Genomic DNA, 17,924 nt, shown 5'->3' with positions numbered 1-17,924 from the left:
ACAAGAAATCTTAGATGAAATTGCTATTGAAGACATTTCCCGTGAAATGTTAGTAAAAGTAGCTATGACTGCTATGACTGGTAAAGGAACTGAAAAAGCTCGTGAACCTTTAGCAAACTTAATCATAGATGCTGTACAACAAGTAGCTGACGATGGTGAAGTTGACACTGATCACATTAAAATCGAGAAGAAAGACGGTGCAGTAGTAGAAGAATCTACCTTAATCCAAGGTGTAATCATCGACAAAGAAAAAGTACACCCAGGTATGCCATCTGAATTAACTGATGCAAAAGTTGTCTTAATCAACTCTCCTTTAGAAGTTAAAGAAACTGAAGTAGATGCTGAAATCAGAATCACTGACCCTGCTCAAATGCAAGCATTCATTGAACAAGAAGAACAAATGGTCAGAGATATGGTTAACAAAATCGCTGATGTCGGCGCAAACGTATTATTCGCACAAAAAGGTATCGACGACTTAGCACAACACTACTTAGCTAAAGAAGGAATCTTAGCTGTAAGAAGAGTTAAAAAATCTGACATTGACAAATTAGCTAAAGCAACTGGCGCTACCGTTGTATCCAACTTAGATGACTTAACCGAAGCTGACTTAGGTCACGCAGGTTCCGTAACCGAGAAGAAAATCTCCGGTGACGACATGATCTTCGTAGAAGACTGTCAAGAACCTAAAGCAGTAACCTTACTCGTCAGAGGAAGTACCAAACACATCGTTGACGAAATCGACAGAGCTGTTGATGACGCAATCGGTGTAGTAGCTGCTACTGTAGAAGACGGTCAAGTTGTAGCTGGTGGAGGAGCTCCTGAAATCGCTATGGCTAAAAAACTCAAAGAATATGCACAATCCATTAGCGGAAGAGAACAATTAGCAGTAACTGCATTTGCAGAATCCTTAGAAATTGTTCCTAAAACCTTAGCTGAAAACGCTGGTTTAGACAGCATTGACTCTTTAGTAGACTTAAGAGCTGCTCACGAAAAATCTGCTTACATGGGATTAAACGTATTCACTGGTGATGTTACTGACATGAAAGAAGAAGGTGTTGTAGAACCTAAACGTGTCAAAAAACAAGCTATCCAATCTGCTTCCGAAGCTGCTGAAATGATTTTAAGAATCGATGACGTAATCGCTTCCAGCGGAACCAGTGGCGGCGACATGCCAATGGACCCAAGTATGGCTGGCGGCATGCCTCCAATGATGTAGCCAAGCTTTTGACCTTCGGTCAAAACCTTGACCAAAATATTTTCACTAGTTGGGAGTAACCCAACTATTTCTTTTTTTATTTTTTTCTATTTTTTTAAGATTTTTAAGATTTTTTCTATTCTCTTAAGGTTTTTTCTATTTTTTTAAGATTTTTAAGATTTTTTTCTATTTTTTATTTTCGCATGTTATGTTTGTCTCCAATAGAAGAAATAGAGAACTTAACTTGCTTTATTATTAAATTGTTAAGTTTTCTTGCCTTAAATTAAATAGTAAACCTTATATATGCTACATAATATATAATATTATATATCAAATTTGGGGATTGATATGATTAAAAAAAGATGGGGAATCATCCTCATCATTGCAATTCTACTTATATTAAGTATTAATTCAGCATTTGCCTATGATATAAATGGTGAATTGGACACTATTAATGAGGATTTTGATGAGGGCTTGAATGTTCCTATAGAGGAAAATAATCAGGAATGGGATGTTCCTGTTGAGGATTTTGATGAGGGCTTGAATGCTCCTGATGAGGATAATCAGTTATCTCAAGAGACTAGAACATTTGCTAATCTAAATCAGGACATCAATGAGAACCAATATGATGAAATTAATTTGACTTGTGATTACACTTTTAATTCTACTTCTGATAAAAATTACAAGCAAGGCATTAGCATTTCACGCAATCTGACCATTAACGGAAACGGTCACACATTGGATGGGAATAATGCTGCAAGAATATTTAACATTACAAATAATAATTTAAACGTAATCTTGAAAGATCTTATTTTTATAAATGGTAAAAATACCAATGGTGGAGCAATATTCGGTAATTCAATTGCTTTTAACTGTACTTTCATAAACAATAATGCAAGCGCTTATGGTGGTGCCATTTATAGAGGGTCAGCCATTAACTGTACTTTTCTAAACAACACTGCAAAGGAAGGGGCTGCAATTTACGTTAACACCAAAAATATTACAATTGCAGATTGTACCTTCGAAAATAATGTTGCAAGAGAATATGGAGGTGCGGTGTCAGTTGATTCAACATCAAACACCATTATAGCAAATTGTACCTTCAATAGGAATAGTGCAAAAACTGGCGGTGCCCTAAATGTAGGCTACTCTACAAATACTTCCATTTCAGATTCTAATTTCACTGGCAATAATGCTACATCAAGTGGTGGGGCAATCTATTATGACTTTGCAATCGGAACCTTGATTGACAATTGCTATTTTGAAAATAACCAAGCTTTGGTCAATGGAGGAGCGTTTGCTTGGGTTTACAGTAATGGAAATATTAGCCATATCCGATTTAAACGCAATATTGCAGGTGAAAATGGTGGAGCAATCTACATTAATATATCCAATACCACTGCTATGGTTAATGAACAAATGCTTTCAAATTGTTATTTCATAGAAAATCATGCAAAAAATGGTGGAGCGGTATATAACAATGATTCTTACAGATTTTACGCGGAACCTCTTTATTTCATGAACAATTCAGCAGAGGAAAATGGTGGTGCCGTATATTGCAAGGATTCCTGTGAATTATCAAATTCAATGTTCATTAGCAATTCTGCTGTGGGAAATGGTGGTGCGGTCTTCTGTAATGACTACTGTTTATTCTTTAATGATGAATTTTTAAACAACTCTGCAGAGGGAAGTGCTGGTGCGGTCTTCTGTAATGACTACTGTGCATTATATAAAATTAATTTCACTGGCAATTCTGCTTACGATGCAGGAGCCATTTATTCTAATGACTACAATGATTTCTATAATCTAAAATTCAACAATAATACTGCTTCAAACTATGGCGGTGCTCTTTATTGTCATAGTTACTCTAATTTTTCCACTTCAGAGTTCATTGGCAATTCTGCTATTGGTGGGTCCACCATTTACATATCTGGAAATTTCAACATCATTGAAGATTCCACTTTCTTATCAAATAAGGCAGAGCCTACATTCGAAATAACTGATGAACATCTTGTTTTAACCCTCGCATTAACTGGAGAGAACACCCATATAAATGCCATTTACTCATGGTTTGACCCTGAATTCAATAATGTTGTCTATTGGAATGGAACCACTTCTAATACAGATATCGCAGTTCCTCTTTCAGGAAGCTGTCCAGGAATAAACTTCACCATTGAAATATATGATTCAAATGATAATTTGATTGACAGATTCAATAGAGAGACAAATGGGGAAGGAAAGCTTATTTTAGACTATACCTATTTGGATGTTGGAGAGTACCTATGCAAGATTTATCATGAAGATGACGATTACTTTAGAGAATTCAATATAAGCCAAAACTTAAAAGTTGGAGAATTTGGCAAGTTAGAAAACATACTCCATTTTGCAGATGACAACAGCATCATTAACCTTACACAAAATTACACTTATTCCATTGGATTCGATACCATTGACAATATTGGAATTGAACATTCCAATTTGACAATCAATGGTAATGGATACACAATCAATGCATTAGATCAATCCTTCCCGATATATATTACTAGATTGGATAATATCAATATTTCCAACTGCAATTTTATGGGTAAGATATCATTTAGTGTTGTGAATATGACCAATTTCAATTTCATCAATTGTAGTTTTATCAATTCCTTTGCTTCTCTTAAGTGTGTAGATACAGGCACTGTTCATATCATTGATAGCAGTTTTGACAATTCTGGCTTTGACGATTCTAGCAATGATGGAGCATGTGAGTTTTCACAATGTGACAATGTGATTATAGAAAACTCTAATTTCACAAATATCCATAATTATTATGGAACAATCTTCTTAGTTAACAATAAAGCAAATTTAATTTCAGGTTGTATTTTCAATAATAATAGCGCCTCCTCTGGTGGAGCAATTAATGCAAATTATCTTGAGGACCTTATTATAGACAATTGCAGTTTCTTCAATAATTCTGCTAGCAGTTCAGGAGGAGCAATTTTCTGCGGTGCAGATAATCTTATTGTAAACAATTCTCAATTCATGGATAATTCCGCTAATCGGGGAGCGGCAATCAGATCCGATGGAATGAATGATCTTTATATTAATTCAGTATTTTTAAATAATAAAGCAGAGTATTCTCAGTTTAAAGTTGAGGTAAATGACGATCTGCAAGCTCTAATTGTCTTTTCAGGAGAAAACGATTTTATCAATGCAATCAATTCAAGGTCTCAAGCAAGATTCGAAAATGTAACCTATTGGAATGGAACAATCGCAAATACTGATATCTCATCTCCTAAATATATTTCCAATCCTGGAGTGGATATCACCATTAAAATATATGACATACATGATAATCTGATTGAAACAGTCATTGAAAAGACAGATAAAAACAATCGTTTAACCTACAATATCTTGGATTCACCTTCTGGAGGATATAAATTCGTCTTTTCTCATGAAGATGATGGATATTATACAAATTCCACTCTATTCGAGTTTAATCTTACAAGGATTGGAGGTTATGAAACAGTTGGTGACTTTACAATATTGCAACTCTTGATAGACAATGCAAATGACAATGATGTCATCAACTTGACTCGAGATTACACATATTCCCCAGAGCTTGATACTATTGATTTTATCCTAATCAATAAGAATAACTTGACAATCAATGGTAATGGCCATACAATCGATGCATTAAACCAATCCAGATTATTTGAAATAGACGCAGAGAATGTAACTTTAGAAAATATGGATTTTGTAAATGGAACTTCCCAGCAAACTCTTATTTATATTTGGGATGATTCCATAAATTGCTTAATAGATAATTGTAATTTTATAAATAATAATCCAGACTCTAATTATGAAGATATATTTGTAAATTCCCAGAATTTCGCAATAATGAATTCCAATTTCATAAATACCACAGGTATTGCCATAAGATTGACTTACAAGGTAAAGAATGTTACAATTGAAAATTGCAGTTTTATAAACAATACTTATTCCATCCGTTCAGCTGGAAATGAAAACATTTTAATCAGCAAATCTAGTTTCATAAATAATTCCGCTATAGAATTATCAAGCAATGCAGTCATTATTGAAGATTCAAATTTCACAAACAATCATGGGGATTACTCTGGAGGAGCAATTAATTTAATAGCAAATGTTTCAAACATTTCAAATTCTATCTTTATGAATAATGTCGCCCGATATGATGGGGGAGCCATATATCTAAATGGTGATGTTTTTAACATATTCAATTGCACATTCATTGCCAATACTGCTAATGGCTCTAATAGCTATGGAGGGGCAATGAGTGTAAAGGCCAATAACACCAATATAAGCTCTTGCGATTTCTTCAATAACTCTGCAAGTTCATTAGGAGGAGCCCTTTATTTGGATATTCAGGAAAGCTCAATTGTCGATAATTCTACTTTCAGATTCAATTCTGCAGATGAGGGAGCAGCAATCAATTGGTGGGGAATAGAAGCTATTTTGAAAAATTCTACCTTATTGGATAATAAAGCCAGCTCCAAATCATTATCACTAGATGGCGATATCGATGAGGTCATAACCATCAAATTCACAGGAGGAAACAATTATATCAATGCGATCTATTCCTCTAGCGGATTTGAAATGAAAGATGTTGTTTATTGGAATGGTGAAATTATAAATAGCGGTAATGATAGGCCTATAAGAAATCAGTGTCCTGGTCAAAATATCACTTTGGAAATCTATGACTCTCAGGATAATCTTGTCCGAAACCTTACATTGGTAAGCGATGGGGAAAGTAAGGTCTATTATGACATAAGTGATTTGCCTTATGGAAATTATTCATTTAAGGCTTATCATTTGGATGATGAATATTATGGTTATATTGGTGGTTTAAACGGAACTTTTGTCGTTAACCGCTCTCATAGTTCAGTTAATATCAATATTGATAACGGAACAGAATTCTATTATTCAGATTGCAACATCTCATTTGATATCTTTAATAAGACCACAGCAAGGGTTATCATAACAAATTATGATGGAAGTGAAGTTTACATCAATCAAACAACTGATGAGGATTATGTTCTTGTTGATTTGAATCCAAATGAAGAATATTATATTATAACTGTTTACAATGAACCGTCTTCAGATTATTACGGAAGTCAGGATTCAAGATTATTCAAAATCTTAAAGGCAAACTCTTCAATAGTCATTGATCCAATTCCAGATGTGGTCTATAATAATGAGTTTGACATTAGCTTTGATGGAGAATACTTGGGAGCAGTCAATGTAACAATCGTTGATGGCAATAACAACACAGTATTCACTGAAATTACCACAGGAAAATCCATTTCAATACCAGTTTTACCTGTCGGCACCTATAATGTTACAATCATCAATAAAGAGGATGATTATCATAGCGAAAGCATCAATTCAACAATTTTCAACATCATTAAAGCTTCCAATTATGTCAATGTCACAGTTGATGATGTTGTTTATGGCGAAATGGCAGTGATTGTCGTTTCTGCTGATGTCGATGGAGATTATATTATTTGTGTGAATGGAACTGATGTGGCTGTCAATGTGGTTGATGGTAAGGGCAATGCTAGCTTATCTTTAGACGCTGGCAGTTATTACGCTAATGCGTCATTCGAGCATCCTAATTATGATTCAATTCTAAATAATGCCACTTTCACTGTTGGTAAGGCTATTAATAATGTGAATGTAAGTGTTGAGGATGTTGTTTATGGTGAAAAGGCAGTGATTGTTGTTAAGGCTGATGTTGATGGTGCTTATATAGTTGACATTAATGAATCTGATGTTAGAGTTAATGTTGAGAATGGTGAGGGCAATATTAGCTTGTCTTTGGTTGCTGGAACTTATTATGCTAATGCAACTTTCAATAATTCTAATTATGATTCAGTTGTTACAAATGCTACATTTACTGTTGGTAAAGCTGTTAATAATGTGAATGTAAGTGTTGAGGATGTTATTTATGGTGAAATGGCAGTGATTGTCGTTTCTGCAGACCTTGATTATATTTATGTCGTTGATGTGAATGGAACTAATGTAACTGTTGATGTAATGAATGGCAGAGGAAATGCTAGCTTGTCTTTGGATGTAGGCAGTTATTATGCTAATGCAGTATTCGAGCATCCAAATTATGATTCTGTTATAAATAATGCCACCTTTGTTGTTGGCAAGGCCACAAATAATGTTGATGTAAGTGTTGAGGATGTTGTTTATGGTGAGATGGCTATTGTTGTCGTTTCTGCTGATGTTGATGGTGCATATCTTATTGATGTGAATGGAACTGTTGTGGCTGTCAATGTGGTTGATGGTGTAGGCAATGCTAGTTTGTCTTTAGGTGCTGGCGGTTATTATGCTAATGCAACTTTCAATAATTCTAATTATGATTCTCTTGTTACAAATGCCACATTCACTGTTAGAAAAGCTGCAAATGCTGTGAATGTAAGTGTTGAGGATCTTGTTTATGGCGAAAAGGCAGTGATTGTTGTTTGCGCTGATGTTGATGGCGCTTATCTTATTGATGTGAACGGAACCATTGTGACTGTTGATGTGGTTGATGGTAAGGGCAATGCTAGTTTGTCTTTAGGTGCTGGTAGTTATTATGCTAATGCAGTATTCGAGCATCCTAATTATGATTCTGTTGTAACTAATGCCACCTTTACTGTTGGCAAAGCCATTAATAATGTTAATGTAAGTGTTGAGGATGTTGTTTATGGTGAGATGGCGGTTGTTGTTGTTTCTGCTGATGTTGATGGTTCTTATCTTGTTTGTGTGAATGGAACTAATGTGACTGTTGATGTAGTGAATGGCAGAGGCAATGCTAGCTTGTCATTGGATGTAGGCAGCTATTGTGCCAATGTGACTTTTGTTGATTCTAATTATGATAATGTTATCATTCCTGCTTCATTTAATGTTTTGAAATTGGATAATCTTATTAATGTTTATGCAGGTAATGTCAGCTATGGAACTGATGTGGCCATTTTAATCAGTACTGGTGTTGATGGTGTTTATGCTCTTGATGTGAATGGCAGTTTGTATGATGTCAGTGTGGTTGATGGTGTGGGCAGTCTTGTCTTGTCTCTTCCTGCAGGTGACTATTATGCAAATGTGACTTTCAATGATAATTATAATTATAATAATATTATAAATAATGCACAATTTAGTGTTTTCAAATTGAATAATCCTATAAATATTTATGCGGATGATGTCAGCTATGGTAGTGATGTGAATATTGTGATTCGTGCTGGTGTTGATGGTGTTTATGCTCTTGATGTGAACGGCAGCTTATATAATGTCACTGTTGCTGGCGGTGTGGGCAGTCTTGTCTTGTCTCTTCCTGTTGGCGACTATTATACAGATGTGACTTTCAATGATAATGATAATTATAATAATATTGTTATTATCACTGCTTTATTCAGCGTTTTGAAATTGGATAATCCTGTTAATGTTTATGTAGGTAATGTCAGCTATGGATCTGATGTGAGTATTGTGGTCCGTGCTGGTGTTGATGGTGTTTATGCTCTTGATGTGAACGGCAGCTTATATGATGTCACTGTTACTGAGGGTGTTGGAAGGATTGAATTGTCTCTTCCAGCTGGGGACTATTGTGCAAATGTGACTTTCAATGATAATGATAATTATAATAATATTATAAACAATGCTCTATTTAGTGTTTTGAGAATTGATAATGTCACTGTAAATGTTTTTGCAACAAATGTTACTTATGGAACCAATGTGTCTATTGTTATAAGCTCTGCTGTTGATGATGACTTTGTTCTTGATGTGAATGGCAGTTTGTATGATATCAGTCTTATTGATGGTGTGGGAATTCTTGAATTGTCCCTTCCTGTTGGTGATTATTATGCAAATGTGACTTTCAACAATCCTAATTATGATTATGTCATATCAAATGCTTTGTTCAGTGTTTTGAAATTGGATAATCCTATAAGTGTTTATGCAGGTAATGTCAGCTATGGATCTGATGTTAGTGTTGTGATTCATGCTCTTGCTGATGGTGTTTATGCTCTTGATGTGAACGGTAGCTTATATGATGTCACTGTTGCCGAAGGTGTTGGAAAGCTTGAATTGTCCCTTCCTGCTGGTGACTATTATGCCAATGTGACATTCAATGACAGTGCTAATTATAACAATATTATAACTAATACTTTATTCACTGTTTTAAAATTGGATAATCCTGTTAATGTTTATGTGGCTAATGTCAGCTATGGCAATGATGTGGCTATTTTAATCAGTGCTGCTGTTGATGGCATTTATGTTCTAGATGTGAACGGCAGCGAGTATGATGTTGCAGTATCTGACGGTGTAGGAAGAAAAGTCTTGTCTCTTCCTGTTGGTGATTATTATGCCAATGTGACCTTCAATGATGATTCTAACTATAACATTATTATAAGCAATGCGTTATTCTCTGTCGTTAAAGCTAATACATCAATCAGTATCACTCCAATTTCTGATGTGGTTTACAACAATGAAATTAATGTTGAGATGAATATTGTTAATTTAACAACTGTCAATCTAACTGTAACTGATATGGATGGTAACGTTGCATTTAATGTAATCACTACAAGTGGATCTATTGTCATTCCAGCTTTGCCTGCTGGAACATATAATATTACAGCAATTAACAATGAAAATGATAATTATGCAGAAAACTCTGATTCAATTATCTTCAATGTTCTTAAAGCAAATTCATCTATAGGCATAATTACTCAGATTTCAGATATGGATTACGGCAATGGATTCAATCTTGAGTTTGATGGAGACAATATGACAAATGTCAATGTAACTGTAATAGATACTGTTAACAATGTGCTTGTATTTAATGAGATTACCAACAATAAAATCATCTTCATTCCAGTTTTACCTGTAGGAACTTATAATATTACAGCAATTAACATAGGTGATGAAAATCATATTGCAAGTTCTGATTCAAGAATTTTCAATGTTCTTAAAGCTGACAATATTGTAAAAGTCTCTGTTATTGATGTTTATTATGGAAATAATGTAATCGTTAGGGTTCTTGCCAGCGTTGATGGTGTATATGACCTTGACATTAACGGAACAAGGAAGACTGTAACAGTAGCTGGCGGCGAAGGAAGCGTTTCATTGTGGTTTGCTGTTGGCGACTATTATGCAAATGTCACTTTCGATAATCCTAATTACAATTCTATCATTGAAAATGATGTCTTCAGTGTCTTGCCGAATGATGATTATGATATTGCTGTTGGGGCAAACAGTCCGATCTATGGTGATGACCTTGTTGTTTCTCTAAGGCTTCCGCAAAATGCAACAGGAAATGTCAGTTTCATAATAAATGGTACTTTATACAGTTCAATGATTATCGATGGCTATGCCAAATCCAATATTCCTAATTTAAAACCTGGAGATTATATTCTTTCAGTTATTTATAGTGGGGATGAATCTTATAATGGCAAAACAGTTAATCTTGATGTTCATGTTAAAAAAGTAAGTATGAAGATATATGCTGCTACTTATGGATGGGCAAAAACAATTAAGTATCAAGCAAGATTAATAGATGAAGATGGAAATGCTGTTTCAAATAAGGAAGTGTTGTTTTCCATTAATGGAAAAACATTTAAATCATATAGTGATGCTAATGGTTATGCTAATGTCAGTCTTGGCTTGAAAATTGGAGTCTACAATATCACTGCCAGTTCATTATATGGCAAGATTACTAAGAAAATCACTATTGTTTCAAGATTCAAAGGAAACAAGAATATCAACATGTATTATTTTGATGGAAGCAAGTATTCTTTTAAGGTTTATGGAAATAATGGAAAGTTGGTTGGAGCAAATCAGGTAATCAAAGTCAAAATCAATAAGAAGACTTACAAAATCAAGACCAATAAGAACGGTATTGCACGTTTGACCATTCCAAAAACTGTAAAGCCTGGTAAATATACAATTACAGCAAGCTATAAGGGACAAACCATTAAGAATACAGTTAAGATCAAGAAGATCTTAAGTTCCAAAAAGCTATTCACTGTCAAAAGAACAGCTAAAAAGCTAGTGTTGACAGCTAAACTTAAAAAGAAACTAAAAGGCAAAAAAATAACTTTCAAATTAAATGGTAAAAATTACAAGGCAAAGACCAATAAAAAAGGTGTTGCAAAAGTCACTATTAAGCAAAAAGATATTAAAAAGCTTAAAAAAGGAAAAACATATAAAGTAAAAATTTCCTACTACAAAACCAGTTTAAATACAAAAGTTAAGGTTAAATGAGGATTACAGTTTAAATACAAAAGTTAAGGTTAAATGAGGATTACAGTTTAAATACAAAAGTTAAGGTTAAATGAGGGTTATTGTAATTATTTAAAAGATTAAGAATCTAATTTAGGGGATAACTATGAAAAGAAGATATTTGATGCTGTTTAACATAATATTGATCATTTTAACATTGGGCGTTGTCAGTGCAGGTGATGTTGATGTCACTTCTAATGATGCGGATATCTTGGCATCTGCAGATGATTCTGTTGATTTGTCTGCATCTGTTGAGGATGTGGATGTTGCTTCTGGTGATGCTGATGGCATTTTGGAGTCTGTGGATGATTCTGTTGATTTGTCTGCATCTGTTGCTGATGAGGATGCCGTGTCTACAGATGATTCTGTTGATTTGTCTGAGTCTGTTGATAGCGATGACATTATTGCAGATGACGATTATGTCAGCGGAACATATGTTGAGCTTAATTCATATGATCTCTTTTCAGACAATCCTCATTCAGTAAATATTTATAATGGCTCTGATTATGTGGCCATAATACATGCGCCAACCCAATCAGAAGGCACTGCACATCTTTCAATTGGAAAGAATGATGGTGATGCCATAGAAATTTTCAGCAGTTCCGTTCAGGAACTCTATAAGGAAATTGATGGTAATGATGATGATTACTCTTATTACTACATAAGGCCAGATGATATTGATGTACCTTATGTTCCAGATATATATTATGTTTTGGTTGAATATAAAAGAGGATTGACATCCTTAACTGACTTTGATGAAGGATATGTGAATTTTGTTGAAGATTCACGTCATGTTAGGGTTGAAGCTCCTCCTGAGATAGTCATTGGGGATTTCGATAGCAGTTACATTCTCATTTTTGTTGAAGGAACTAAGGGAAATCTTCGTGTCTGGGTTGATGGAAAAGAGGTATTGAATGATTCAGTCTATAATCTAAGATATATTAATGAGACTGATGAGTTCAGATATTATATTCCAATATTTTTGGATAATCTCTCTATAGGCACACACACATATAGCGTTTCCTATTACGATGGCAATTGGGATAATGTAACCATTTATGATACAATTGATGTGACCTATCTTTTAGAGGTTTATCCAAATCTTGATGAATCCTATTATGACCTTCCATTCTATATTGACAGTTATCCATTCATTTATGGCGATAATGTCACTTTCTCAATTCTATTGCCTGATGATGCAAAGAACAGTGAAATAAAAGTCAATGGAAAGGCTTATGAGATTTTCCCAATAAATGGCCTTGCCAGCTTGACATTATCAGATTTTGAATTAGGCGAAAATATCTTAAATTTCATTTATGATGATCCGTATTATGGCGAAAAGTCATATTCATTATTTTTACAAGTAAATCCTTGGTATATTCCAAGCACTGTGCCTTCTGGAAGTAATGATGGAATCAGATTGAGATTGCCAAGTGACGCCCAAGGAAAATTGAATATTTCCATTTGGGATGATGAGGAATACGATTGGCATTTTGTAGAAAGCATAGACCTTGTAAATGGCCAAGCAGATTATGCCTTTGATGATTATCCTTGGACAATCGGCACACATAAGATTTTAGTGGAGTTTGACGGTGAAGAATATAGTTTCGTCAATGAAACCACTATTGAAATTATTCCAAATGTTGTCTACAATAATGTATCAATTGGTCAAATGGCTGCTCTTTCCATCAATCTGATTGGTATGAAAGGCAATGTCACTGTCACTCTCAATGGTGAAAATCTGACAACCAACGAATTGGATTATTTCGGAAAAACCATTGTTATAATTTTTGGAGATAAGTTAAATGTAGGCAAAAACATTTTCACAATAAGCTATGAAGGGGATTCCAGCATTGTTCCTTTCGCCTATTATGATTTGAATATTGGAAAGTATGTTCCATCTGAATACGAATTATGGGTTGAGCCTGTATTCAGTGCTCCTACAGAGTTTTCAGAAAGTGGGGGGACTGAAATAACATTGGACTTGCCTGAAGGAACAAGTGGAAATATTACAGTCTATGTCAATGATGAAGCAATTTCAACAATTCCAGTTCATAGTGGGGAAAATAACATAACAGTATCCGGTTTAAGTTATGGGAATAACACTGTCAAATTCGTTTATATTGGTGATGATGGTGAAACTTATGAATTTAACCGAATAGTCAATGCTCCAAAGAAGAAGGTAACAATAGATGTTGCAATTCCTGCAGTGACTAAAATTCCACAATTTGTAGTTAATCTGCCAAGTGATGCAACCGGTAGTTTATATGCTGTTGTTGAAGGAGAAATCTACCGTGTTGATTTGAAGAATGGTCAAGCGACTATAATTGTTCCTAATTTGACAAATGGCGTTTATGATGTAAAGGTCTATTATGATGGTGATGCCAAATATGGTGCATTTATGGTAGAGGTTCCAATACTAATCAACATTGTCCCTGATTTAAAAGATCCGAAATTGACAATTAAGGTTCCAAGTGTTTATAAGGGCAAAAAAGTGAAAGTTACAATCACTACTGTCAAGTCTTTCACAGGCAAGGTAAAGGTTAAAATCAAAAATAAAACTTATACTGTCAAGGTGGTTAATGGAAAAGGAACATTAAGTGTTTCAGGGCTTGCTGTAGGGACCTATACTGCAACAGTGACATTTTCAGCTAACAAAGTGTACAAGTCCAGTAAAAAATCTGTTAAATTTAAAGTCAAAAAGAATGTTTATAAATTAGGCCTTAAAAAGGTAAAAGTCAAAAAGTCTCTTAAAAAGTTAACAATCACAGCTAGTTTGAAAATCAATGGCAAAATCGCAAAGGGCAAGAAACTCACATTTAAATTCAATAAGAATGTTTATAAGGCTAAAACCAATAAAAAAGGAGTTGCAAAGATAGTCATTAAGAAAAGTGTGCTTAAAAAACTAAAAGCAGGCAAAAAGATAACATATCAAGTAAGTTATGGTAAAAAAGTTCTCAAAAGGAAAGTAAAAGTTGCGAAATAATTGGAGAGATATGAAAGATATAAAAAAATATGTTATAATTGATATTCTTTATAATAAGTTTGGGAGACATTTTATAATTATTATTGAAAATAAAATTTTGCATTGGTGGGGAAAATGAGGAAAACTAAAATTTTATTAATGGCATTTGCAGTATTGTTCTTGCTGTTAGGTGCTGTTAATGCAACTGATGTAGGAGATATTGCAGATAATGCACTGCATGAGGATAGCTATGATTTAAATGCTGAAGATAGTATTTTAGGTTCTGATAGTGATATATTGGAATCTGATGGACTTAGTTTAGGTTCTGATGATGATATGTTGGTATCTGATGAGCTTGGTTTAGGTTCTGATGAGGATACCTTATCTTCAGATGGAAATGTCCTCTCTTCTAGTGATGATTCTCAATCTTTGGAAGCAGAAAAGGATTTTAATGGAAATTCATTCTCCCAATTGCAAAATGAAATAGATGGTTGCAGCAATAATGATGTCATCATCTTAAACAATGATATTTCCCAAGAGGACTCAACTCCAATCCTAATACAAAAGTCATTGACAATAGATGGAAATGGCCACACTATTGATGCACAGGAAAGATCAGGTATTTTTAGAATCCGTTATGCAAATATAACATTAAAGAACATAATATTCAAGAATTCAAAAGCTGGAAACTTCGGTGCCATAGAGATTTATGATAGCCAATGTAGTATAATAAACTGCAGCTTTGAAGATAATCAAGGCATATTCGATGGTGCTGCAATTTCAATGCTTTCTGGAAGTTTGAATCTATCTGATTGTACCTTTAATAATAATAAGGCTATCAATAGGGATGGGGGAGCCATTTATTCATTATCTGATATCTATATGTACAATTGTACTTTTATAAATAATTCTGCTGCTTTAGGTGGAGCTATTTATTGTAAAGGCGCTGATTTAACTATTGAGTTTTCACAATTTTTAGATAATGCGGCCAGTGAAAATGGTGGAGCATTGTTCTTGAATTCAGTAAATGAGAGCAATATTATCTTCTCTTCTTTCCTAAGAAATAATGCTTCATTGGAAGGTGGTGCAATTTATTGCAATAATTCCGCAAGCAGCATTGAGGGCAGTTTCTTTATCAATAACACTGCATTAGATGCAGGAGCGATATATTACCTTAATTCTACTAATGCTATGGATGTTTGTTATTTCAATAACAATACTGCTTATGAGAATGGAGGGGCAATAGTTTTCAATGATTCAGATAGTGATATAAGAAATTCCAATTTTGAATCTAATGTAGCAGGGAAAGGAGCTGCAATCTATTGGGCTCTATTGGATAAAGAGCCTCAATGCAATATATCCCAGTCCAGTTTCCTAAACAATAAGGCAGAGTCTTACTCATTGACAAGCAATTTTACTGGAGGCATTTTGAATTTTATGCTTTCTGGATGGAGCAATTATATCAATGCAATCTATGCAGAATCCGCAATTTATCTATCTGATGTTGAATATTGGAATGGATATATAAGCAATACCGATAATGAATTTTACAATAATGGTGCCAGCGGACAGGATATTGTCTTGGAAATCTATGATTCTCATGATGCTCTCATATCCAATGTCACCTTAATGACAAACTCATTTGGCGAGCAGTATTTCGCCACATCTGATTTAGATGATGGATATTACACTTATAAAGCATATCATTTAGACAACAGCTATTATACCTATGCACAAAGCCTAGGCAATTTTACCTTAAATAGGCCAAGCAGTTCAATTAGTCTAAACATCAGCGACAATGTAGAATTCCATTATTTTAACTGTACAATACCTTTTGATATTGTTAATCGTACTTCAGTTAGGGTTCTCATTACAAATGAAAATGGATCATATGTATATCTTAATAATTCTGTAGGGCCAAATGACAGAAGCATAAGTGTTATTTTGGATTCAAGTGATGAATATTACAATATCACTGTTTTCAATCTTCCAAATAATGTTTATCAGGGAAGCCAGGATTCCAAGTTATTCAAGATTTTACCTTCAGATTCCAGCATATCAATAAATCCTATAGAGGAATTTGCTTTTGGAAGGATAGTAAATGTCACATACGATGTTGAATTTGAAACAATAGTTGAAGCAACTCTTTATGATGAAAATGGAAATAGATTATTTAGTCTCATAGTTTCCGATGGCAAGTTCTCTCTTCCAATATTGCCGGTAGGCCAGTACAATTTAAGTGTTGAAAACATTGGAACTCCAAATATTCGCCAAAGCAATGATTCCATTACATTCAATATTATACAAGCTGATAATTATGTCAGCATCTCTGCAAATGATACTGTCTATGGTGATGTGACAACAATACTCATTTATGCAGGGGCTGATGGCAATTATACTCTTGACATAAATGGTTCTTTAATTGATGTAGAGGTTTATAGAAGCAGGGGAAGATTGGAAATGATCCTTCCTGTTGGGGATTATTATATCAATGGAACATTTGATAATCCAAATTACAATTCTTTCATAATAAATGCCACTTGCAGTGTTTCAAAAGCAAATAACACTGCTTTCATAATGGTTGAGGATGTTTTCGATGGATATCCTGCTGTGATACGAATCTATTCACCTATAAATGGTGTTTATCTTCTTGATGTCAACGGCACATTGATGAATGTCAGTGTCTTTAACGGAATAGGAAAAGCAGAAATGTTGCTTCCTATCGGATTTTATTATGCAAATGCAAGTTTTGACAATCCGAATTACAATACTGTTATAAGCAATGCTACATTCAATGTTTATGAATTGGTTCTCAGCGGTCTAGATGATAACGGTGGCAGTACTGGAAATACAAGTTCTAATGGTACAAGTTCAGGTAATGGTACAAGCTCTGTTAATGGCACAAGTTCCGCTGATCCATCAGTTACTGTACGAACTTTTTCAAGGTTCAGTGGAAACAAGAACATTTCCATGTACTACTTTGATGGAAGCAAGTATTCCTTTAAGGTTTATGGAGATAATGGAAAGCTGGTTGGAGCCGGTCAAGTCGTTGTCGTCAAACTCAATAAAAAGACTTACAAACTTAAGACAAATAAGAATGGAATTGTAAGTTTGACTATTCCAAAAAATGTAAAGCCTGGAAAATATAGCATAACTGCAAGCTATAAGGGACAGACAATTAAGAATAGGATTACTGTAAAGCAAATTTTAAGTTCCAAAAAGACCGTAAAGGTTAAAAGAACAGCTAAAAAATTAGTATTAACCGCAAAATTAAAGAAGAAATTTAAAGGCAAAAAGATTACATTCAAATTCAGAGGTAAAAAGTATACAGCAAAGACCAACAAAAAAGGTATTGCTAAGGTTACTATTGGTAAAAAGGTACTTAAAAAGCTTAAAAAGGGGAAAAATTACAAATTAACTATCACATATTATAAAGTAACTTTAAAGGCAAAAGTTAAAAAAATTTAAAAATGAGGATTA

The 17,924-nt window shown here is 34.1% G+C and carries 4 protein-coding genes; all 4 read left to right on the top strand.

Translation table 11 applies throughout. The features are described 5' to 3' along the window. Window positions 1–1,216, top strand: a 1,216-nt coding sequence (gene thsB / locus ACKI67_RS04955; protein ID WP_407462304.1) for a thermosome subunit beta, incomplete at its 5' end; no start/stop codon positions are given. Window positions 1,217–1,543: 327 nt separating this feature from the next. Next, on the top strand, window positions 1,544–11,461 hold the full coding sequence (locus tag ACKI67_RS04950; RefSeq protein ID WP_407462303.1) for a right-handed parallel beta-helix repeat-containing protein: 9,918 nt from the start codon (window positions 1,544–1,546) through the stop codon (window positions 11,459–11,461). A gap of 124 nt (window positions 11,462–11,585) precedes the next feature. Continuing rightward, window positions 11,586–14,465: an Ig-like domain-containing protein gene (locus tag ACKI67_RS04945; protein WP_407462302.1), complete on the top strand. Its 2,880-nt coding sequence runs from the start codon at window positions 11,586–11,588 to the stop codon at window positions 14,463–14,465. Window positions 14,466–14,579: 114 nt separating this feature from the next. After that, window positions 14,580–17,912, top strand: coding sequence for a hypothetical protein (locus ACKI67_RS04940; protein WP_407462301.1), 3,333 nt, complete (start codon window positions 14,580–14,582; stop codon window positions 17,910–17,912). Window positions 17,913–17,924 lie beyond the last annotated feature (12 nt).

The sequence above is a fragment of the Methanobrevibacter sp. genome, from assembly GCF_045577275.1.
GTDB lineage: Archaea > Methanobacteriota > Methanobacteria > Methanobacteriales > Methanobacteriaceae > Methanobrevibacter.
Note: the sequence above shows the minus strand (reverse complement) of the source record. Positions and strands in the feature narration are given on the sequence as shown.

Excerpts from the sequence above, each read along its gene's own strand:
- ACKI67_RS04950 (WP_407462303.1), top strand. The coding sequence starts at position 1,544 with ATGATTAAAAAAAGATGGGGAATCATCCTCATCATTGCAATTCTACTT.
- ACKI67_RS04945 (WP_407462302.1), top strand. The coding sequence starts at position 11,586 with ATGAAAAGAAGATATTTGATGCTGTTTAACATAATATTGATCATTTTA.
- ACKI67_RS04940 (WP_407462301.1), top strand. The coding sequence starts at position 14,580 with ATGAGGAAAACTAAAATTTTATTAATGGCATTTGCAGTATTGTTCTTG.